Below are 21,353 nucleotides of genomic sequence, written 5' to 3'. Positions count from 1 at the left end.
CGTTCCACCTGCTAGGGAGAACACGACCCAATGGACCACATCGTCACTGTTCAGGAAGCTGTTACCGCGTTCGCCGATTGGCTTGAGCCGACGGCCGCTGAGCTGGACGCGATCGAGCGGGAGATGCCCGTCATTGCGGCGGACGTCGAGTTGCTGGACGCGCAGATCATCACCCTGGACCGCATCCCGTCCGAGCTGGACGCGCGCCGGCTGCGCCGCGCCCGCCGCCGGGCGCTGGCCGCCCGCGTCGCCGTGACGAACATGTCCGCCCTGCTCACGGCGGGGGGTGCGTGATGGGGCGCAAGTTCAAGGACATGCAGACGCCCGAGCAGCAGTACGCGGCCCGGCAGGCTCCCGCGCTGCGGCGGATGGCTTACTCCGCAGAGCAGGAGGCGGAACGGCAGCAGATGACGGCCGACGTGTACGGGCGCCGGGGCCGCAGCTACTCCGACCCCGTGAAGGCGGGCCGCGCGCAGCAGGAGGCGGACCGGCTTCGCGAGCGTGGTCGAGGCCTGCGGGCTACGGCGAACCGTGCCGAGGCCGAGGTCAAGCCGAAGAAGCGCGGGTGGTTCCGGTGAACCGTAAGGGCCGTACCGCTCTCGTGCTCGCCCTGGTCGTCGTAGTCGGCATGGCGTTTCGGGTCTCGTGGAACGCGCTGCGGGACATCGCGGGCGCGGTCGGCGCCGACGGCACCGCTGCCACGCTCTATCCGTTCGTGGTCGACGGTCTGATGGCGCTGGCCCTGGTTGCCACGCTGGTGCTGGTCGACGACGACCGGAAGTTCGCGCTGCGGGTGCTGGGCACCTACACGCTCGCCTCACTCGTCCTCAACTACATCCACGGACTCGTGCCCGAACTCCACGACGGCACGGTCGACTGGGGACACCTCGCCGACTGGGACAAAGCCAACTACGTGTTGGTGCTGCTGGCCACGTCGCTGCCGGTCGGGTCGATCTACTTCGGATCCGATCTGGTCGCCAAGGTCCTGCACCACCGCCCTGCCCCGATCCCGACCGCAGACGCGAATGCGGAGGAATCTACCGATACCGAGATGATTCGGTCTACGGCTGACCTGCCGGAATCGACCCCCTCCCCGATCACTGTGACGCCGGTGCGGATGCCCGATCCGGTCGCGGTCGACTTCCTGAAATCGGCCCTCTCGCTCAAGCCCGTACCCGCCATCGCCCCAACCTCCGTTCAGCCGATCGGGTCGACCTCGCCGCGCACGGTCGCGGCCGGATCGACCCGTCCGCGCCGGGCGACCGGGCGGGTGCCCGACGTGGCGCGCTCGCCCCGGCCCAAGCGCACGGCCGCGCAACTGCTCGATGAGGCACGGACCGCGACGGCCGGTTGGCGGGACACGCAGATCACCGCCGAGGGCATTCGCCGTGAGATCCACACGTCCCCGGCGAACGCCCGGACGCTGCGGGACACGCTGCTTGCCGAGCGCGCGCAGCCCGCTGTGGCGGGGCCGTGATGTCCGCCGCGTACGGCGAGTGCTTCGACCCCACCGGCGCCCGCTACGGCATCCCCACCTACCCGTGGAAGTACGCCCCCGACGACGACCGGTTCGCCACCCGTCGACAACTGCGGGCACGTGGTCTGCGTCCGGGCGGTCAGCCGATAGCGGCGCAGGTCATGCGCGTCAGCCGGCGCTCGGGGACCGTACGCGTCGCCTACCTGTACCGCATCGACCTCGCCAAGCCGGTTCGGCCGATGACGTCGCGCAAGTGGGGAGCGCTCGCGCTGGCGATGCTCGCCCGCCGCACCTGCCCCAACTGCCGCCTGATCTACGGCTACTGCATCCCCAAGTCGCTCGGCATGTGCGTGCCCTGCGCCTTTCCCGACAGTCGCGCCGCTGTCGACCCCTCTGCCACCTGCTCGTTTCCCGGAAGGGACTGACCATGGCAAAGTCCGACACCCGTCGTCTGGACAAAGAGATCCAGCACACCACCCGCAAGCTCACCGCCGTGCAGAACCGGGAGCTGTGGCCGCTGGACGGTCGCGAGCGGCGCGCGATCCTCGCCGCCGTCGCCGGGGGCGGCATCAGGACGGCCCGAGGTAAGAGCACCGGCCGCGCCGAACGCAGCATCGACACCGCGTGGAGCGCCGCCGAGACCCGGCTGATTGCGGAGGTCACCGCGTTGCAGGGCGAGCGGCAGCGCCTCGTGACTGAGGCCGCCAAGGCGAAGGCCGCGAAGAAGTCCTCGGGGTGGTGGTGAGCATGGCCGCCACCCAGACGCCTCCGGGCGAGTGCCCGCAGTGCTGGCAGCACGCCCACGACCGGCGCATCCACCGCAGCCTCCGCCCCCGGCAGGACTGCCCGCAGTGCGTTGACCACATGGTCAACGGCTGCCCCTACCTCGTGCCCAAGAAGGCGTCCCGCTGGTGGTGACCACGCCCCCACCGCGCGCCGTTCCCGCCGCCTGAACCGCGCGGCACCCGCAGCCTTCCTCAACTCCCGCCCCGATCGGGGCAGTCAGGAGACACCCCTACATGTCCGAGAACGTCGTCCAGCTCCACAAGGACCCCCAGACTCCCGCCCCGGACGCGACCGTGACCACGCTGACCGTGGTCCCCGACCCGCCGGCCGCACCGGTGGTGCCGCTGTGGGTGCGCTCCGGACGCGCCATACGGACCGTGGTCACCCACGAGCACACCAAGACCGCTACACGCGCCATCGCCCGGCACAGCCTCTACACCTTCAACGGGGGCCGGATCGTGGCCCGTCGCACCTGGGACGGCAAGACCGGAGCCCGCTACGAGCGGTACATGCGCGCGGCGGAAGCCGCCGGGAACATGGAACTGGCCGCCGAGTGGGAGGAGCGGTTGCAGCGCTTCCGCCAGGCCCGCCACCACCGCCGCATGGATCTCCTCCATTCCCCGGTGGACGTCGCCAAGGGCGTCGCCGTCGGCACGGGGATGAGCATCGGGGCGCTGGTCGCGCTCGGGGTCGTGATGGCCATCAACAACAAGGACATCGCCGACGTCATCACCCCGCTGAGCGCCGTCATCGACTTCATCGGCCTGCTCATCCGGATCGTGCAGGTCGTATGGGGTCCGGCACTCACGATCGGCCCGTTCCTCGCCCTGCTCAGCCTGTGGGGCGTGGGCCGCCACCAGCAGGCCGCGCCGAACTGGGCGCTGCCCGCGAACATCCGCTCCGGTGAGGGTGAGCCGATCACACCCTCGATCGTGGTCAAGGCCCTGCGGGACCTGGGCGTCTCGGCACTGCGTACCGCCATCAAGGAGATGGGCGACGCGGGCGCGTCGATGCTCGGCCCGATCCGTATCGCCGGATGCGGTGTCGAGGTTGACGTCACCCTGCCGTCCGGGGTGTCGACCATCGAGGTGCAGAAGCGGCGGCGCAAGCTCGCGGAGAACCTGACCCGGCACGAGCACGAGCTGTTCATCACGATCCCCGAGGCGGCCCGCACGGTCCGGCTGTGGATCGCGGACTCGGGTGCGCTGGACGAGCCGATCGGCCCGTCCCCGCTGGTCACCGACGAGACGATGACCGCCGACTACGCCAAGGGCCGCGCCCCGTGGGGGCAGGACCTGCGCGGCGACGCGGCAGGCCTGAGCCTGTATCAGCGCCACGTACTCGTCACCGGCGTGTCCAACCAGGGCAAGACCGCCGCGCTGCGCGCACTCGCGCTCTGGGCCGCGCTGGACAAGCGCGTTGAGTTCCGGATCGCCGACCTGAAGGGCGTGGGCGACTGGGACATGTTCGACGGCCTGGCCACGGTGCTGATCCAAGGGCCGACGGACGACCACGTGATCCAGGCGACCGAGATGGTCGAGGAGGCGGTGGCTGAGATGAACCGCCGGATCGAGAAGCGCCTGAAGGACCCGCAGGCGGTGTTCGATCCGCTGGTCTGCATCGTCGACGAGGCACAGAAGGCGTTCATGTGCCCGGCCATAGACGAGGACAAGCGGCCCTACGGCGGGGCCAAGGCCACCTCCCGCTACTTCATGGGCGTCCGAGAGATCCACAACCAGGGCCGCGTGGTCGACGTGATGATGTGGGAGGGCACCCAGGACCCCACCGACCAGAACCTTCCCAAGCTGGTCCGCGAGGGCGCCCACACCCGCGCCTCGCTCGCCCTGGGCACCGAGTCCCAGGCCGTCATGGCCCTGGGAGAGAAGGCCGTCAACGGCGGTGCCGCCCCGCACCTGCTCCGGCAGGGCCTGGACAAGGGCACCCTGGTGGTCGCCTCCGACGGCATCGACATCCCCAAGGGCCAGTCGTCCATCACCGTGCGCACGCACTTCATCGACGACGACGAGGCCAAGGCCATCACCGCCCGCGCCAAGGCCCTGCGCGACGGGGTCACCACCCTGCACGTCATCGAACGGGGCGAGGAACGCGACCCGCTCGCCGACATCCTCGCCGTGCTGGGCCGCGACGAGCGCGTGCGCACCCAGGAGGTCATCACCCGCCTGGGGACGCTGAACACGGACGCCTACGGCAAGTGGTCCTTCCTCGACCTCAAGCGCGTCCTGGGCAGCACCGGCGCGGAGCCGTACAAGTCCGACGGCGTCATGGTCATCGCCCGCGACCGCCTCACCCGCGCCCTCGCCCACCGCGACGGCGAGGGTTCCGCTTCCGACTCCGAGTGACAGGGAGGCGCACCCCGCCGGGGCAGGGAGGCAGGGAGAACTCCCTGACCCCCTCCCTGCCCCACCTCCCTCGCCTTGACCTGCACAAATGATCGTTCAGGGAGGCAGGGAGGCCCGCAGGTCAGCACCCCCGAAACCCCCTCCAGAAGCCTCCCCCAAGGGGGTGCTCCTGCCTCCCTGACTGACGTACGGAAGGGATTCCGCATGCACCGCGACCCGCCAGGGTTCATCGCCCCGCACATCCCCGCCGACGCCTACCGCCGCGCCGAAGCGACCGGCGCCCCGGTCGTCATCGTCGTCCACACCACCGACCCGAGCGGCCGACCCCTACGGCAGTACCTGTACCCGATCGCTGTCGCCGGCGCGGGCGCCATCGGGATCTTCGCCACCGTGGCCGGACTCCTCGCCCTGCTTGACTTCGCCGTCCACACCGCCGTCGCCGTCGCCGCCGCCTCCGGCCCGATCGGCGTCGGCGGGATCAGCCTCAAGCTCGCCCGACCCAAGAAGCCCTAGCTACGCCAAGGGCGGCCCCTCCCTCTCGCCAAAGAAGCGGGGCCGCCCTTGCCCACCAGCATCCGTCCAAGGAACTGGAGACCTCCAGCATGACCCAACCCACCGACATCCGGCGAGCACTCGCCTTACCGCCCCGACTCGGGGACGTGATCCGGGTACTGGACGCCTACTGCTGCATCGGCGGTGGCACCGACGGCTACCGAGCCGCGTTCGGCGCCCGCTGCCGCATCGACGGCGTGGACATCCAGGCCCAACCCGACTACCAGGGCGACGCCTTCCACCAGGGCGACGCCATCGAGTACATCCGCGCCCACGGCCACGAGTACGACTTCATCCACGCCTCCCCGCCCTGCCAAGGCGAGGGCGCCCCCACCAAGGGCACCAACAAGGCGCGCAACGCGGCGATCGGCCGCACCTACCCCCGCCTCATCGCCCCCACCCGCGCCGCCCTCAAGGCCACGGGCCGGCCGTACGTCATCGAGAACGTGGCCGGCTCCGAGGTACGCAAGGACATCCGGCTGTGCGGCGAGATGTTCGGCCTCGGAGTGCTCATGCACCGCTACTTCGAACTCGGAGGCTGGACGACCGCGCAACCGCCCCACCCCCAGCATCGAGGCAGGGTACGCGGGTGGCGCCACGGCCAATGGCACGACGGCCCGTACGTGGCCGCCTACGGCAAGGGCGGCGGCAAGGCCACCGTCGCGGAGATCCGCGCCGCCAAGCGCATCGACTGGTCCACCGATCACCTGCGGCTCCGCGAGGCCCTCCCACCCGCCTACACCGAATGGATCGGCCGCGCCTTCCTCACCGCTCTCACCCCTTCCCTGGGGGCGGCGGCATGAACACGTTGACCAACCCCCTGCGCACCGCGCTGGATCTTGCAACGGCCGGTGTCCCGCCGATGCCCCTCCGCGCGGGCAAGGTGCCGTTCGGCAACTGCCCGGCCTGCGCCAAGAACGCCTGCGGTGGCCGACCGAACATGAAGACCCCCGGCCCCTGCACCTGCCCGGCACCCTGCCACGGCTGGGCCGCCGCCACCACCGACCCCGACGTCATCAACTCGCCGACATGGGCTCGGGCGTGGCGGGAGGCAGCGGCGGTGGCCTACCACCCCGGCGGCGCCGGCCTCACCGTCGTCGACCTCGACAACGCGGAAGCCATCGCATGGGCCCGTGCGAGCCTGCCCGCCACACGGACCGTGCCGACGACCCGGGGCGAGCACTGGCTGTACCAGGGCGCCATGCCGTCCGCCAACGCCGTACGACCCGGCGTGGACATCAAGTCGACCATGGCCTACGCGCGGTGGCTCGGTCCCGGCACCGGCACCCTCACGGCGCTGCCGGACGTCGTCCGCGCCTTGGGCGTGAAGGAGTCCACCGCAGTCCGGCCAGCGCCACAGGCTATCGCCGTGCCTGCACGGGCCGGGGGCGGGGAGTGCCCTCACCGCACGCCCGCCTACCTGGACCGTGGGATTGCCATGGCCGAGCAGCGCATCACGGAGGCACGCGGGGCGGTGCACGCCACCGTCTACCGGACCTTCCTCGCGGTGCTGTCCACGCACGGCCGGTGCGGCTGCCTCACTGACGCCCACATCACCAGGCTGTTCGCCGCCGCGCAGGCCAAGGGCGAATCGCCCCGGCACTGCACCGATGCGTGGACCAACGCCCTGACCAGGTTGGGACTGTGACCATGTCCGAGGACGAGAAGAATCCGGCCCGCGAGGTCATCGCGGACTACGCGCAGGCGCACTTCCGGTACTTCCGCACCGCCGACGGGACCGTGTACGCGCAGCGGAACGGCCACCCCGTGGCCCGTCCGATGCGCTCCCAGGGCACGACCGGCAGCCACCGCCAGGAACTCATGGTCGGCATGTACAGGGACGGGGTCGGCGTGTTCAACGGGACCGCGCTCAAGGAGGCGTTGGACTTGATCGAAGCGCTCGCGCTGTACGAGGACACGCACACCGTGAACATCCGCGTGGCCCCCGGGTTCGACGGGGCGACGTGGCTGGACTTGGGGCGCGATGACGGGAAGTCCGTCCGCATCCACCCGTCGGGCTGGGACATCCTCACCCCCGACCCGCGGGAAGTCTGCTGGCGGCGCACGCAGCTCACCGGGGAACTGCCCCTTCCCGTCAAGGACACCGACGGTAAGGGCATCGACCTGCTGATGCGGCTGTGCAACTTCGCCAACGCCGAGACCGAATGCCTGGCCATCGCCTGGCTGATCGGCTGCCTCGGACCGTCCGTGCCGGTCCCCGCGCCGTTCCTCACCGGACCGCAGGGCGCGGGCAAGTCCACCGGGGGCCGGATGCTCACCAGGATCATCGAGGGGATGAGCGGCGACCTGCGCCGTGCACCGAAGGACGAGGAGAACCTCATCGCGGCCGTGGCGGCGGGATGGATCACCGCGCTGGACAACCTCTCCCACATGACGCCGGACCTGTCCGACGCCATGTGCTGCATCGTCACCGGAGCCGAGAGCGTCAAGCGGGCCCTGTTCACCGACGGGGACGTGTTCCGCGTCGGCTACCGCCGCCCCCTCCTCTTGACCGGTATCGACGTCGGCGTCATCCGGCCCGACCTCGCCGAACGGCTCCTGCCCCTGCGCTTGGAGCGGCCCCGCGTCCGGCGGACCGAGGCCGAACTGTGGGCGGACTACGCGGAAGTCCTGCCCGTCGTCCTCGGCTCGCTCCTGGATCTCACGGTCAAGGTCCGCGCCGTGGAGGCGGAAACCCCCACCGACCTGCGAATGGCGGACTTCGCGCACCTGTGCGCGCAGCTCGACGCGGCAACCGGCCTCGGGGCACTCACCGCCTACCGAGCCAGCCTGGACGACCTGAACGACGACGTCATCGAGGGTGACCTCCTCGCGCAGACCGTCCTCCGGCACGCCGACACCATCGAGCCGGGACCGGACGGGGCGCAGCGGATGACCTCCACCGAGTGGCTGCACTGCCTCAGTGGCGTCTACAGCGGCGAGGAATTGCGGCCGCTGCCCAAGGGCTGGCCGACGACGGGCAAGGTCCTCTCCGACCGCCTCAAGCGTCTCCAGCCGACGCTTGCAGCTCGCGGGGTCGTCATCGACTCGGGCCGTACCAGCGAGGGCCGCTACCTGGAAATGACCCGCACGGTCGTCCTGACCCTGCCTCCGCACGAGCAGACGCGGGCGTTCTGACCCCCACCCGCGCCCGCCCGGACAAGCAAGAAGAGCACCAGGGCGCGCGTGCTCCTCTTGCTGTTCGGCGGAACGCCGCCCCAAGGTCGCGCCGCGCAGCGGCTCCTTCTTCACGCTTGAGGCGCACCGCACTACAACAGACACCCCCTCTTTTGTCCTAGGAGGGAAGACGCTGCGTCATCTGCGTCATGCAGCCCGAAAAACGTCACCTGACCTGCGGCAACAGGCATGACGCAGACGGAGAGCCCTGCGTCATCCTGCGTCATCTGCGTCATGCGATGACGCAGCCCATGACGCGCAGATGACGCACCCCCCAACCGCCGCGTCACGCAAAGCCGCAGGTCAGAAGCCTAAATGACGCTGATGACGCAATGACGCAGAAATCCACGCCTCGGACAGGCCCCCCAGAGGAGTCACCGCATGACCACCGCCATGCCCCCGAGCCACGAAGCACTCAAGGTCCCCGAAGTCATGACCGCTCTGCGCCTCAGCCGCAGCAAGGTCTACGACCTCATCCGCTCGAAGCAGCTCGCAAGCTTCACGTCCGGACGCGCCCGCCGCATTCCGGTCGACGCCGTACGCAAGTACATGCAGAACCGAATCGAGGAGACCGACTGATGGCCAAGCGTCGCGCCAACGGCGAAGGAACGATCACCAAGCGCAAGGACGGTCGCTATCAGGCCGCCGCCTACGTGTACCGCCCCGACGGGACCAGGCACCGCCAGTTCGTCTACGGCAAGACTCGCGACGAAGTGGCCGACAAGCTCACGGAGTTGCAGGAGAAGACCAGGCAGGGCATCCCCGCCGCGTCGTCCACGATGGTGTTCGGTGACTTCCTGACCTACTGGCTGGCCGCCATCGCGCCGGAACGGCTCAAGCCCGCGACGGTGAACAGCTACGAGGGATTGACCCGCCTGTACATCCGGCCGGCACTCGGCAAAAAGAAGCTGAATCGGCTGTCCCCGGCAGACATCCGCCGGTTCCTCACGGAGTTCAAGGCCGCCTGCCTGTGCTGCCTGCGCGGTGCGGACAAGGAGCGGCCCGAGGAGAAGCGCTCTTGCTGCGCCGTCGGTCGCTGCTGCAAGCGCAGGCCCTCGGCACGCACCGTCCAGTACATCCACGCCGTGCTCCGGTCCGCCCTACAGCAGGCGATTCGAGAGGAACTGATCACTCGGAACGTCGCGCGGATCGTCGAAACACCCACAGTCACACGCAAGGAGGTGCGTCCGCTGAACGCCGCCGAAGCTCGCCTGTTGCTCAAGACCGCCCGGCCCCACCGCCTCTACGCCCTGTGGCTGCTGCTTGTGTCGACCGGCCTGCGCCGGGGTGAGGCTCTCGCGCTCACCTGGTCGGACGTCGACCTCGCGAACAGCCAGCTCCGTGTCCGCCGGAACGTGCAGCGCATCCGGCGAGAGCTGATCTTCGGCACGCCCAAGACCACACGGTCGATTCGCACGGTCCCCCTCCCGAAGCACTGCGTACGGGCGCTCACGCAGCACAGTGAGCAGCAGGAGCGGGAACGCCTGGTCGCGGGCGAAAAGTGGCAACCCACATCAGGTCAGCCGGACGGCCTGATCTTCACCACGGCGACCGGCAGCGTCACAGACCCCCGGGGCCTGAACCGGATGCTGACCACGCTGTGCAGGGACGCGCACGTGCACCGCGTTCGGGTGCACGACCTCCGGCACACCTGCGCTTCCCTTCTGCTCGCCCAAGGTGTCGACGCTCGCACGATCATGGAGACACTGGGGCACAGCACGATCACGATGACGCTGGACACCTACGCGCACGTCATGGACACGACGCTGAGGGCAGCCGCTAAACGGATGGACGACGCGCTCAACCTCAACGAGCCCGACGAGGAATCGGAGGGCGAGGCGAAGCCGGACAACGAGGACTGAGCGCCGTTTCCGACCGCGTTGATGTCACCCGCTGATGTCAAAGGCCCCCCGGGATGATCCCGGGGGGCCTTTGACCTGTGTGCACTCGGCAGGATTCGAACCTGCAACCTTCTGATCCGTAGTCAGATGCTCTATCCGTTAAGCTACGAGTGCTTGTTTTGTTTTTGTCTTGCTTGTCTCGGTCCCGGTTCTTTCGACCCGCTCGCGGCGACAGGAAGAACATTACATGACTGCCGCCGCCATGTGAAATCCGTTTGCCGCACCCCTTGTGAGCTGCGGAAACGGTTCCTGGGGCGGCCACGGCGCGCGCCGTGGGCCCGTACGCACCGAAGCCCCGGTCCAGGTGGACCGGGGCTTCGGATCGTGGTGCGGAGGCGGAGGGATTTGAACCCTCGATGGGATTTGCGTCCCAAACCGCATTAGCAGTGCGGCGCCATAGACCGGACTAGGCGACGCCTCCAGCACAACCCCCCGCGCGAGCGCGAGTGGTGCGTGCAGATGATGACACAGCCGAGCGGCCTGTCACCAATCGCCTCCCACGGTACTAGGCGGGCGGGCCGCAGAGCAAAGCCCATTCCGCCGGTGGCGGGCGCGCAACTGCGAGACCGGTGTGGCGTTAGTCAGGTCATGTTGCGTCGTCCCGCGGTGTCCCGCCCCGTGCTCCCCCGTCTCGTCCTCGCCGTCGGCACCGCCGCTGCCGCGTCCCTCGCCTCGTTGTCCGCGGTGCCCGCCACCGCGTACGCCGAGCCGCTCCCGCTGAACCTGCCGTCCCTGATGCCACCGCCGCCCCCGGGCGAGGACGCCGGCCACCACCCGGACCCCGCGCGCCGTGGTGACCACCTGACGGTGACGGTGCACGATGCGGGCGCCGGTGCGGACGGTACGTACGAACTGCTCTGTCATCCCGGCGGAGGCACTCACCCCCAGGCCGAGGCCGCCTGCGGCACGCTCGACCGGGGTACCACCTGGGGCAAGGACCTCTTCGCGCCGGTACCGCCGGACACGATGTGCACGATGCAGTACGGCGGTCCGGCCACCGCTCACGTCACGGGGATCTGGGCCGGACGGCCGGTCGACGCCAGGTTCGACCGGGGCAACGGATGCGAGATCGGGCGGTGGGACGGTCTCGTGCCGCTGCTTCCCGACGTTCGTTGACCCTGTCCTCCGAATCCTCCGAATCCTCCGGCGTTCGTGACCCTGTCCTCTGAATCCTCCAGCGTTCGTTGATCCCGCTCCCCGACGTTCGCCGACCCTGCTTCCCGGGAGTCACCTGGGGGTTTCCTGAGGTGAGATACGCGGTCGGAAGGTCGGTCACAGGTTCTTCGTGTCTTCTGCTTGTCTTCTGCGTGCGACCTCCCTCTCATCCGGGGCCGCCGACGCAACCTCTGCCCGTAGACTCCCTCGCGTGACACGCTGCGGGCCGGTTGGCAAGATGGCATCCGCGGTCGGCAAGGTGCGGTAACAGGGAGGAAGCGTCTCGTGAGCAGCAGGCCATCCCGAGGCGCTGCTCGCCTCGCAGCCATACTGGACGCGCTGCCCGATGCGTTGGTGCTGGTCAACGCCAATGGGACCGTCGTCAACGCGAACACCATCGCCCTGGAGGCCTTCGAGGCCCCGGGCACGGCTCTGGTGGGGCGCGGACTGCTCGATCTGCTGCCCGAGTTCGACTCGCGGCTCATCCCCGGATCCATGCGTCGGCCCGAGACCATCGACCAGAGCGGGCGGACCAAGCCGACCCGGATGATCGCGCGGCGGACCGACGGTGTCGAGTTCCCCGTCGAGGTCACCAGCGCGAATCTGGAGAACGGCCAGCAGGCCTACGACAGCTACGGCCCCACTCCTGACGAGCTGCTCATGCTCGTCGTACGCGATCTGTCGGGCACCGTCGACACCGAGGCCGAACTCGCGCGTTCGCAGCGGCAGACCGAGATGATCCTGCGCGCGGCGGCCGAGGGTGTCGTGGGGACCGACACCGAGGGGCGGGTTGTTCTCGTCAATCCCGCCGCCGCCCAGATACTGGGGTACCGGGCCAGCGACCTCGGCGGCCAGGACCTCCACGCGCTCGTCCTGCACTCGCGGGCCGACGGCGAGCCCTTCTCGTACGACGAGTCGCCGCTCGCCGACACCCTCCGCTCCGGGCGCAAGCACCGGGTGCGCGGGCAGGTGCTGTGGTCCAAGTCCGGTGCCAAGGTGCCGGTCGACCTCACGACGGCGCCGGTGCGCGACGGGGACCAGCTCGTCGGCGCGGTCATGACGTTCACCGACCGGCGGCCGTACGACACCCTCGCCGAGGAGAAGGACACCGAGGCCAAGCGGCACGCGGAGGAGCTCGCGCGGGTCGCCGCCGAGCACGAGGAGCAGCTCGGGGAAGTCCGGGAGCAGCACGCGGCCGAGCTCGCCGAGCTGCGCGAGCAGCACGAAGAGGAGCTCGCGGCGGGCGACGAGCGGTACGCGTCGCTCGGCGAGCGCGAGAAGGACCGCTACGAGGCGCTCGCCGCCCGGCACGAGCAGCTGCTTGCCGTGCTCAGTCAGTCGCTGCGCGGCCCGCTCGACCAACTGCGCGGCGAACTGTCGAAGCTCGCCGCCGACGACGCCGGCCAGCTGTGGCCCGAGGCCAACCAGGTGCTCCACCACCTGGCCGCCGGCTACTCGCGCATCACCACGCTCGTCGACAACGTCCTCGGCTACCAGCGCCTCGACTCCGGCGACGTCGACGTCGTACGTACGGCGGTGATGCTCGACGCGGTCGTCGCGGCCGGTGTCGACGGCGCCGTCGAACTGATCGGCCCCGGGCGGATCCAGTTCGCCGTGCACGCGCCGCCCATCGAGGCCGAGGTCGACCCCGCGCTGCTCGCGAGGGCGCTCGCGCACCTCATCGCCGACGTCGCCGGTGTCGACGCGACGGGCAACGCGCCCGTCTCGGCGGGCGGTTACATGGACAACACGGTCGTGGTGGCGGCCGCACAGCGCGGTGAGGTCGTACGGATCGAGGTGCGCGGGCCGTACGCCGGGGGAGACCCGGTGCACGAGCCGATCGTGCGCGGGATCGTGCGGGCTCACGGCGGTGTGCTGCAGACCCACGAGGTGCCGGGGATGAGCGGCAGCGCGTTCGTGCTCGAAGTGCCGCTCGGCGACGGCGCCGGGGCCATGACTCCGCCGCAGGCGCCGGTCACCGTGGCCGAGCCGACCGCCGCGGGTGACGGCTCCGACGGCTCGGTGACCACCGGCGCCGAGATCGCCGTTCCCGAGCAGGCCTCGCACCAGGGAGGCGGACGGCGGCGGGCGCGCCGGTCCTCCGTGGACGCTTTCCTGGAGAGCGAGGTGGGCTCCGCCGCCCCCGCGACCGGTGTTCCGGACGCCGCCACAGGTGCTGCCCCGCCCACGGGACGGCGTCGGCGGCGGGCGGCGGCGGCCGGCGAGACGACGACCGCGACCGGCGAGGTGTCGGTTCCGGCGCAGGCGTCGAGGGCCGAGGACGCCGACACGAACGACGGTGAGGCCTCGGGTGGTTCCGGGGGTTCCGGGCGGCGGCGCGGGCAGCCCAGTGCTGCCGAGATCGCTGCCGCTGCCGCCGGTGTGAGCGAGGGTGCGGTCGTCATGGCGGCCGAGCACGCGGCGGGGACCGCCGCGGTGGGTACGGGGCTGGGCGGGACGGTGCCACCGCAGGGCGTGCCCGCGCCCTCGGGGCGGCGCGCACGCCGCGACACCGAGCAGCAGGCGCTGCCGCCCGCGCTGCCCGCCGCTCTTCCGGCTGCGGCTGCTGGGACACAGGGTGCCGCGGAGGCCTCTGTCGAGGGTGGCGACGCGCAGCCCACGGGGCGGCGTCGGCGTGCGCTGGCCGCTGCGGCGGAGCGTGCCGCCGCGCAGGAGGCGGGCGCCCGTACCGTCTTCGCGCTCCCGCCTGCGGATGCGGACCGCTCACCCGAGTACATCCAGGAACAGGCAGGGACCTCTCAGGCCCAGGCCCAGGCCCAGGCGCGAGCACAGGGACCGGTACCGGTACAGGGACAGGCGCAGGTCCGGGCTCAGGCTCAGGCTCCGGGCGTGCAGAGCGAGACGGCCGTTGCCGGTCACGGCCATGTACAGAGTCACGGTCACGATCACGATCACGGCCAGGCCGACGACGGTCGCCACGACGCGATGCTGCACGACCCGGCCGACGACCACACCCCGCCCCAGCCGCACCCCGTCTCCACACCGACGGGCCGCCGCCGCGCCCGACCGAATCCGACTCCGGCGTCGGCTCCGGCTCAGCCCGACGCGACGGGCGTCTCTGCGCAGGGGGGCCCGGCCGCGGACGTTCCCACGCAGGGGACTCCGGCACCCGGGACCCCGACGGCCGGCGTCCCCGCCCAGGCCGCCGCCCCCGCCCCGGCAACCCCCGCGGCCGGCACGCCCCTCCCCGCCCCCCAGCCCTGGCCGAACCCGGTCGCCGACGACACCCCCGGTGCCGGCGTCCCCGCCCAGGCCGCAGCTCCCGTACAGCCGACGGCTCCCGCCCCGGCGCAGCCGGCCACCCCCGCCACCGGCACCCCCCTCCCGCCCGAGGGAGCCGCGCCGGCCCGGGTCGCGCAGCCGCTGCCCGCCGAGGCCGTCGCGCCGATCGACCCCAATTCGACGCAGGGGCGCGCGATCAGCGTGCGGACGCTCGGCCAGGGCGTACCGTTCGGCCGCCAGACCGCCGCGCCTCAGCCGCCCTCCCCGCAGCCGCCGGCATCGGCGCAGCCGCAGACTCCGGCTCAGCCGGGCCCCACGTCCGCGACCCCGACGCCTCCCCCGCACCAGACCAACGGCTCCGGCCGACGCCGCAAGCTCGGTACGCCCCCCGAGCCCGCTGTCGAGCGTCCGGAGACGGGCGCCCGCCCGCACCCGCAGGCCGGGCAGCCGGCCGGGGCCACCCCGGCCGCTCCCCAGTCGCTGCTGGCCGCGGTCACCGAGGGCGCCGGACGGTCGTACGCCATAGGGGCACCGGACGAGAACGCCGCCGAGGGGCCCGAGCCGCTCGACGGGCCCGGCGGTGCCGTCGAGGTCGCCGACCGGCCTCAGCCGCAGCCGATGGACGACGAGCTGCCTCCGGAGCCGCTGGACAACCCGCGGCGGCTGCTCGTGTGGCCCGCGCCGGACATCACCACCCAGCAGGCGCTGAGCGACCGTGGCTACCGGCCCGTCATCGTGCACTCGCGCGAGGAGGTCGACGCACAGATCGCCGCGTTCCCGGCCGCGCTGTTCGTGGACCCGCTGACCGGTCCGATCACGCGTACGGCGCTCCAGTCGCTGCGCCAGGCCGCGGTCGCCGCCGAGGTCCCCGTGCTCGTGACGGCGGGACTCGGCCAGGCGACGCGCGAGGCGGCGTACGGCGCCGATCCCGCCGTGCTCCTCAAGGCGCTGGCTCCTCGGGACTCCGAGCAGCACCCGCCGCGTGTCCTGCTCATCGAGGAGCACGCGGAGATCGCGCTCGCGCTCACCTCGACGCTGGAGCGGCGCGGTATGCAGGTCGCACGGGCCGCGTCGGACGCGGACGCGGTCACGCTGGCCGCGCAGATGCGGCCGAACCTGGTGGTGATGGACCTGCTGCAGGTACGTCGCCGCCGTGCCGGAATCGTCGACTGGCTGCGCGCGAACGGGCAGTTGAACCGCACCCCGCTCGTCGTCTACACCGCCGCCGTCGACCCGACCGAGCTCCCGCGGCTCGCCTCGGGGGAGACGGTCCTCTTCCTTGCGGAACGCTCCACGAGCAACGAGGTGCAGGACCGGATCGTGGACCTCCTCGCGAGGATCGGCACGAACTGACGCCGCTGATACGACGGTTGGGGCACTGTTTCACGTGAAACAGTGCCCCAACCGTCGTGCGGGCCCAAAGGCGCGTCAGATCTGCGTGACGTCCAACTCGCCCTCCGCGTACCGCCTGCGCAGCACCTTCTTGTCGAACTTGCCGACGCTCGTCTTCGGCACCGCCTCGATGATCGTCCAGCGCTCGGGCAGCTGCCACTTGGCGATGCCGCCCTCGCTCGCGAGGAAGCTGCGCAGGGACTCGAAGTCGGCGGTGGAGCCCTCGCGCAACACGACGGTGGCGAGCGGGCGTTCGCCCCACTTGTCGTCGGGGACGGCCACGACGGCGGCCTCGGTGACCTCGGGGTGCGACATGAGGGCGTTCTCCAGGTCGACGGAGGAGATCCACTCGCCGCCCGACTTGATGACGTCCTTGGCGCGGTCGGTGAGGGTCAGGAAGCCGTCGGGGCTGATCGTGCCGACGTCGCCGGTCTTGAGCCAGCCGTCCTCGCTGAACTTGTCGACGGGGCGCAGGGGTTCGGCGTCCGGGCCGTTGTAGTACGCACCCGCGATCCAGGGGCCACGCACCTCCAGCTCGCCCGCGGACTCGCCGTCCCAGGGGAGCCGTTCGCCGCCGGGACCGGAGAGGCGTCCCTCGACGCCGGCCGGGAAGCGGCCCTGCGTGAGGCGGTACGAGAACTCCTCCTCCGTACCGATCGCGTGGGCCGGCGGGCGGGCCACCGTGCCGAGCGGGGAGGTCTCCGTCATGCCCCAGGCGTGACAGACACGCATGCCCAGCTTGTCGAAGGCCTCCATGAGGGAGGGCGGACAGGCGGAGCCGCCGATGGTGACCTGAGTGAGGGTGGAGACGTCACGCGGCTTGGCGTGCAGCTCGGCGAGCAGTCCCTGCCAGATGGTGGGGACTGCGGCGGCGTGCGTCGGCTTCTCGCTCTCGATCATCTCGGCGAGCGGGGCGGGCTGGAGGAAGCGGTCCGGCATGAGCAGGTTGACGCCCGTCATGAACGTGGCGTGCGGCAGGCCCCAGGCGTTGACGTGGAACTGGGGGACCACGACGAGCGAGGTGTCCTGGTCGGTCAGGCCCATCGACTGGGTCATGTTGACCTGCATGGAGTGCAGGTAGATGGAGCGGTGGGAGTAGACGACACCCTTGGGGTCGCCGGTGGTGCCGGAGGTGTAACACATGGACGCGGCGGTGCGCTCGTCCAGCTCGGGCCAGTCGTACGTCGTCGGCTTCCCCGCGATCAGCTCGTCGTACTCGTGCACCTGCGCGGTCGCGGCGGCGAGCGGCGAGCGGTCGCCGGGGCCCGAGACGACGATGTGCTCGACCGTCGGCAGCTGGGGGAGGAGCGGCGCGAGCAGCGGGATCAGCGAGCCGTTGACGATGATCACGCGGTCGGCGGCGTGGTTGACGATGAAGACGAGCTGCTCTGCGGGCAGGCGCAGGTTGAGCGTGTGGAGGACCGCGCCCATGGAGGGGATCGCGAAGTACGCCTCGACGTGTTCGGCGTTGTTCCACATGAGGGTCGCGGCCCGGTCGGCGTCACGGATGCCGAGGTCGTCGCGCAGGGCGTGGGCGAGCTGGGCCGCCCGGGTGCCGATCTCGGCATAGGAACGGCGCTGCGGGGCGCCCTCACCGGTCCAGGTGATCACCTGCGAAGTGCCGTGGACGGTCGACCCGTGGGTCAGGATCCTGGAGACCAACAGCGGTACGTCCTGCATCGTGCTCAGCACGGCGTCCTCCCGGGGCGACATTGCCTACGCGGTAGTAAGGGCTGCGCTGATTCTGCTCACATACCGCGTGGTATGTCACTAGTTCCGGGTGATCGATCACGTCACGTGTTGGCTTCGTAACGCTTCTACCAGCAGTAACACCGGCAACAGGCAGCAATCCCGGAGGCTGCGGTGCCGCGGCGCCTAGCGGACCGGGCTCAGCTCGGGGTCCTCGCGCAGCTTGCCGAGCGCACGCGACACCGCGGACTTGACCGTGCCGACGGAGACGCCGAGCACCTCCGCCGTCTGCACCTCGCTCAGGTCCTCGTAGTACCGCAGTACCACCATCGCCCGCTGCCGCGCGGGAAGCTTCATGATCGCCCGCCACATCGCGTCGTGCAGCGCCTGCTGCTCGGCGGGGTCCCCGGCGGGCAGCCCCTCGGGCTCCGGCAGCTCGTCGCACGCGAACTCGTCGACCTTCCGCTTCCGCCACTGCGACGTCCGCGTGTTCAGCAGGGCGCGCCGCACATAGCCGTCGAGCGCCCGGTGGTCCTCGATCCGGTCCCAGGCGACGTATGTCTTGGTGAGCGCGGTCTGCAGCAGGTCCTCCGCGTCGCACGGGTTCGCGGTCAGCGACCTGGCGGTGCGCAGCAGCACCGGCTGGCGTGCCTTCACGTACGACGCGAACGACGGGTACGAGAGGTGGGACGCCATCGGATGGGTCCCGGCCCTTCGCGTAGCGACGTTCGAAGCGCTGGTGCAGACGGGTGTGGTCATGGCTCCACGCTAGAAGTGACCCCCGTTCCCGCGGATCGGCCGCAGGTCCCGAAGCGGTGTCCGCCTCAGGTTGTAGGAAGGGGGTTGACCCCACCTCCTGAAGGTGGACGAGCGGCCCCGGCCCTCTGAGGGTTCACCCCTGAGAGACGACTTCCACCGCAGTACGCCGGGCCCCTTCCTCTACGTCCCCGGCATGCGCCGCTCAGCCATCGGCCCCCAGCACCAGACCCGAGGTGGGGACCCCGGTTCCCGCGGTGACCAGGGCGCGACGGGCTCCGGGTATCTGGTTCACGGACGTGCCGCGCAGTTGCCGTACCGCCTCCGCGATCCCGTTCATCCCGTGCAGATAGGCCTCCCCCAGCTGTCCTCCGTGGGTGTTGAGCGGCAGCCGCTCCTCGGCGACGAAGTCGGCGGCCTCCCCCGGCTTGCAGAACCCGAACTCCTCCAGCTGCATCAGCACGAACGGTGTGAAGTGGTCGTAGAGGATCGCCACGTCGATGTCCGACGGCGTCAGCCCCGCGGTCCGCCACAGCTGCCGGGCCACCACACCCATCTCCGGCAACCCCGTCAGGTCGTCCCGGTAGAAGCCGGTCATCTGCTCCTGGGCACGGCCCGCACCCTGCGCGGCCGCGGTGATCACCGCCGGCGGACGCGGCAGCTCGCGGGCGCGCTCCACGGAGGTCACGACCAGCGCCTGCCCGCCGTCGGTCTCCTGGCAGCAGTCCAGCAGCCGCAGCGGCTCGACGATCCACCGCGAGGCGGCGTGCTCGGCGAGCGTGATGGGTCTGCCGTGGAAGTACGCCGCCGGGTTCGTCGCCGCGTACTTCCGGTCCACCACGGCGACGTGGCCGAACGCCTCGGGCGTCAGCCCGTATGTGTGCAGATACCGCTGGGCAGCCATCGCCACCCAGGACGCGGGGGTGAGCAGCCCGAACGGCAGCGCCCAGCCGAGCGCCGCGCCCTCGGCCGACGGCTCCCGCTGCTGCACCCCGGATCCGAATCTCCGCCCCGACCGCTCGTTGAACGCCCGGTAGCAGACGACCACCTCGGCCACGCCGGTCGCCACCGCGAGCGCCGCCTGCTGCACGGTCGCGCAGGCCGCCCCGCCGCCGTAGTGGATCCGCGAGAAGAAGGAGAGCTCCCCCATTCCGGCCGCCTGGGCGACGGTGATCTCCGGGCTGGTGTCCATCGTGAACGTCACCATGCCGTCCACATCGGCCGGTGTCAGCCCGGCGTCGTCCAGCGCGGCCCGCACGGCTTCCACGGCGAGCCGCAGCTCACTGCGCCCCGAGTCCTTGGAGAACTCGGTGGCCCCGATCCCGACGATCGCCGCGCGTCCGCCGAGGGTGTCGCGCCTCCGTACGCTCACCGGACGCCTCCCGCTGCGCCGGGGGCCATGACAGTCTCCGCACCGGGGGGCATGACGGTCTCCGTACCGGGGACCGTGACCGTCACCGTGCCGGTGACATGTCTGCCGATGCCGTTCGCCCCGATCACCTTCACCGTCGCCGTGTCGCCCTCGACCACCTCGACCGTGCCCCTCAACACCATCGTGTCCCCCGGATAGTTGGGCGCCCCGAGCCGTATGGCCACCTTGCGGAGCACGGCCGCCGGCCCGAAGTGATCGGTGACGTACCGCCCGACCAGGCCGTTGGTGGTCAGGATGTTCATGAAGATGTCCGGCGATCCCTTCTGCCGTGCCAGCTCCGCGTCGTGGTGCACGTCCTGGTAGTCGCGGGACGCGATCGCCCCGGCGACGATCAGCGTGCGCGTGATCTCGATCTCCAGCGGCGGCAACTCCTCACCGGCTCTCATGCCTCTCCCTCCTCCTGCGCGATCGACTCACCCCGTGCGATCAACTCCCCCAGTTCCTGGAGCACTTCGCTCCCGCAGCCCAGATACGCGTCCAGCTGCCGCCCCCAGAGGAAGTGCCGGTGCACGGGGTGCTCCAGGTCGGCTCCCGTCCCGCCGTGCAGATGCTGGCCCGCGTGCACGACGCGCTGCCCGGCCTCGGACGCCCACCAGGCGGCGGTCAGGGCGTGCGTGGCGTACGGCAGCCCCTCGTCGCGCCGCCAGGCCGCCTCGTACGCCGTCACCCGTATCGCCTCGGTGTCCATATGGGCGTCGGCCGCCCGGAGTTGGACCCCCTGCTTGACGGCGAGCGGGCGCCCGAACTGCTCGCGCGTGTTCGTGTGCTCCACCGCCCTGGCCAGCGAACCCGCGCACACCCCGGCCTGCAGCCCCGCGAAGGCGGTCCGGGCGGAGGCCAGCACGTCGTCGTGGGCGCTCTGCTCCCCGAGCCGCTCCGCCGGTGTTCCGTCGAGGGTCAGCCGCCCCGCCGACCAGGGCGCCGTCGTCTCGACCGGTTCGCACACCGCGTCGGCGGCCCCGACCAGCCACAACCGCCGCCGGTCGTCGGCCACGAGGATGTGCGTGGCGTCCCGCAGCCACGGCACGACGGGAGCGGTGCCGGTCAACTCGCGCTCCCCGCAAACCCGTACGCCTCCCTGGTCGGGCAGCGCCCCGCTCACCACCACCGTTCCGTCCCCGATGCCGGGCAGCAGCCGCTCCTGCTGCTCCCGCGAGCCGTGCGCCGACACCGCCAGCACCCCGTACACACAGCTCGCCGCGAACGGCACCTGCGCCGTACGGCGCCCCTGTTCCTCCAGGAGGAGCACCAGGCCGAGGAGTCCCGTCTCCTCCACGGCCGTCACGAGCCCGGCCGCGCAGAGCGCCTTCCACAGCTCGGGGTCGCTCCCCGTACCGGCGGCGGCAAGTCGCTCATGGGTGGAGAGGTCGCCGAAGATCCGCGCGGCCAGATCGCGAGCGGCTGCCTGCTCCTCGGTGGGCGTGAAGTCCATG

20 protein-coding genes and 2 tRNA genes are annotated in these 21,353 nt (G+C 71.0%); 15 read left to right on the top strand and 7 right to left on the bottom strand.

Annotated features, from left to right (window positions below; genetic code table 11):
• Positions 1 to 30 precede the first annotated feature (30 nt).
• The 13 genes from AB5J56_RS23455 to AB5J56_RS23395 all read left to right on the top strand — a co-directional run bounded on the left by AB5J56_RS23455 (position 31) and on the right by AB5J56_RS23395 (position 10,214).
• Positions 31 to 294: a DUF6284 family protein gene (locus tag AB5J56_RS23455; RefSeq protein WP_369234734.1), complete on the top strand. Its 264-nt coding sequence runs from the start codon at positions 31 to 33 to the stop codon at positions 292 to 294.
• The gene (locus tag AB5J56_RS23450) at positions 294 to 578 is read left to right on the top strand and encodes a hypothetical protein (RefSeq protein WP_369234733.1); all 285 of its coding nucleotides are present in this window, start codon (positions 294 to 296) and stop codon (positions 576 to 578) included. The genes AB5J56_RS23455 and AB5J56_RS23450 overlap by 1 nt, the downstream gene beginning before the upstream one ends.
• Complete coding sequence (locus AB5J56_RS23445; protein WP_369234732.1) at positions 575 to 1,477, top strand: DUF2637 domain-containing protein; 903 nt, start codon at positions 575 to 577, stop codon at positions 1,475 to 1,477. The genes AB5J56_RS23450 and AB5J56_RS23445 overlap by 4 nt, the downstream gene beginning before the upstream one ends.
• On the top strand, positions 1,477 to 1,902 hold the full coding sequence (locus tag AB5J56_RS23440; RefSeq protein ID WP_369234731.1) for an RRQRL motif-containing zinc-binding protein: 426 nt from the start codon (positions 1,477 to 1,479) through the stop codon (positions 1,900 to 1,902). Before AB5J56_RS23445 ends, AB5J56_RS23440 begins: the two co-directional genes overlap by 1 nt.
• 2 nt (positions 1,903 to 1,904) lie before the next feature.
• On the top strand, positions 1,905 to 2,222 hold the full coding sequence (locus AB5J56_RS23435; protein ID WP_369234730.1) for a hypothetical protein: 318 nt from the start codon (positions 1,905 to 1,907) through the stop codon (positions 2,220 to 2,222).
• 2 nt (positions 2,223 to 2,224) lie between these two features.
• Complete coding sequence (locus AB5J56_RS23430; RefSeq protein WP_369234729.1) at positions 2,225 to 2,395, top strand: pRL2-8; 171 nt, start codon at positions 2,225 to 2,227, stop codon at positions 2,393 to 2,395.
• Between the two features lie 101 nt (positions 2,396 to 2,496).
• Positions 2,497 to 4,623 carry an FtsK/SpoIIIE domain-containing protein gene (locus tag AB5J56_RS23425; RefSeq protein WP_369234728.1) on the top strand — a complete coding sequence of 709 codons (2,127 nt, stop codon included), beginning with the start codon at positions 2,497 to 2,499 and terminating at the stop codon, positions 4,621 to 4,623.
• A gap of 204 nt (positions 4,624 to 4,827) precedes the next feature.
• Entirely contained in the window at positions 4,828 to 5,136 is a 309-nt protein-coding gene (locus tag AB5J56_RS23420; RefSeq protein ID WP_369234727.1) for a hypothetical protein, read from the top strand.
• Between the two features lie 89 nt (positions 5,137 to 5,225).
• Positions 5,226 to 5,978 carry a DNA methylase gene (locus tag AB5J56_RS23415; RefSeq protein ID WP_369234726.1) on the top strand — a complete coding sequence of 251 codons (753 nt, stop codon included), beginning with the start codon at positions 5,226 to 5,228 and terminating at the stop codon, positions 5,976 to 5,978.
• Complete coding sequence (locus tag AB5J56_RS23410; protein ID WP_369234725.1) at positions 5,975 to 6,823, top strand: bifunctional DNA primase/polymerase; 849 nt, start codon at positions 5,975 to 5,977, stop codon at positions 6,821 to 6,823. The genes AB5J56_RS23415 and AB5J56_RS23410 overlap by 4 nt, the downstream gene beginning before the upstream one ends.
• Positions 6,824 to 6,825: 2 nt before the next feature.
• Positions 6,826 to 8,313, top strand: a complete 1,488-nt coding sequence (locus AB5J56_RS23405) for an ATP-binding protein (RefSeq protein ID WP_369242716.1) — start codon at positions 6,826 to 6,828, stop codon at positions 8,311 to 8,313.
• Between the two features lie 420 nt (positions 8,314 to 8,733).
• Positions 8,734 to 8,931: a helix-turn-helix domain-containing protein gene (locus AB5J56_RS23400; protein WP_369234724.1), complete on the top strand. Its 198-nt coding sequence runs from the start codon at positions 8,734 to 8,736 to the stop codon at positions 8,929 to 8,931.
• The gene (locus AB5J56_RS23395; RefSeq protein ID WP_369234723.1) at positions 8,931 to 10,214 is read left to right on the top strand and encodes a tyrosine-type recombinase/integrase; all 1,284 of its coding nucleotides are present in this window, start codon (positions 8,931 to 8,933) and stop codon (positions 10,212 to 10,214) included. The genes AB5J56_RS23400 and AB5J56_RS23395 overlap by 1 nt, the downstream gene beginning before the upstream one ends.
• A gap of 80 nt (positions 10,215 to 10,294) precedes the next feature.
• Here AB5J56_RS23395 and AB5J56_RS23390 read toward each other — a convergent pair.
• Positions 10,295 to 10,367 (bottom strand) — tRNA-Arg (locus AB5J56_RS23390).
• A gap of 216 nt (positions 10,368 to 10,583) precedes the next feature.
• A tRNA-Ser gene (locus AB5J56_RS23385) sits at positions 10,584 to 10,674 on the bottom strand.
• A 167-nt stretch (positions 10,675 to 10,841) separates the two neighbouring features.
• Here AB5J56_RS23385 and AB5J56_RS23380 point away from each other — a divergent pair.
• Entirely contained in the window at positions 10,842 to 11,369 is a 528-nt protein-coding gene (locus AB5J56_RS23380) for an SSI family serine proteinase inhibitor (protein ID WP_369234722.1), read from the top strand.
• A gap of 324 nt (positions 11,370 to 11,693) precedes the next feature.
• On the top strand, positions 11,694 to 16,004 hold the full coding sequence (locus AB5J56_RS23375; RefSeq protein WP_369234721.1) for a PAS domain-containing protein: 4,311 nt from the start codon (positions 11,694 to 11,696) through the stop codon (positions 16,002 to 16,004).
• Positions 16,005 to 16,079: 75 nt separating this feature from the next.
• Here AB5J56_RS23375 and AB5J56_RS23370 read toward each other — a convergent pair whose 3' ends face one another.
• From AB5J56_RS23370 to AB5J56_RS23350, 5 genes are all read right to left on the bottom strand, one after another.
• Positions 16,080 to 17,756 carry a long-chain fatty acid--CoA ligase gene (locus AB5J56_RS23370; protein WP_369234720.1) on the bottom strand — a complete coding sequence of 559 codons (1,677 nt, stop codon included), beginning with the start codon at positions 17,754 to 17,756 and terminating at the stop codon, positions 16,080 to 16,082.
• Between the two features lie 162 nt (positions 17,757 to 17,918).
• Positions 17,919 to 18,491, bottom strand: a complete 573-nt coding sequence (locus AB5J56_RS23365) for a SigE family RNA polymerase sigma factor (RefSeq protein ID WP_369234719.1) — start codon at positions 18,489 to 18,491, stop codon at positions 17,919 to 17,921.
• A 202-nt stretch (positions 18,492 to 18,693) separates the two neighbouring features.
• Entirely contained in the window at positions 18,694 to 19,860 is a 1,167-nt protein-coding gene (locus AB5J56_RS23360) for a lipid-transfer protein (RefSeq protein WP_369234718.1), read from the bottom strand.
• Positions 19,857 to 20,306, bottom strand: coding sequence for a MaoC family dehydratase (locus tag AB5J56_RS23355; RefSeq protein WP_369234717.1), 450 nt, complete (start codon positions 20,304 to 20,306; stop codon positions 19,857 to 19,859). Before AB5J56_RS23355 ends, AB5J56_RS23360 begins: the two co-directional genes overlap by 4 nt.
• A complete protein-coding gene (locus AB5J56_RS23350) occupies positions 20,303 to 21,352 on the bottom strand; it encodes an acyl-CoA dehydrogenase family protein (RefSeq protein ID WP_369234716.1) in 1,050 nt (349 codons plus the stop codon). The genes AB5J56_RS23355 and AB5J56_RS23350 overlap by 4 nt, the downstream gene beginning before the upstream one ends.
• Position 21,353 lies beyond the last annotated feature (1 nt).

Source organism: Streptomyces sp. R21 (genome assembly GCF_041051975.1).
In the GTDB taxonomy this organism is placed as follows: domain Bacteria; phylum Actinomycetota; class Actinomycetes; order Streptomycetales; family Streptomycetaceae; genus Streptomyces.
The sequence above is the reverse complement of the archived record's forward strand: the minus strand, read 5'-3'. Positions and strand labels throughout refer to the sequence as shown.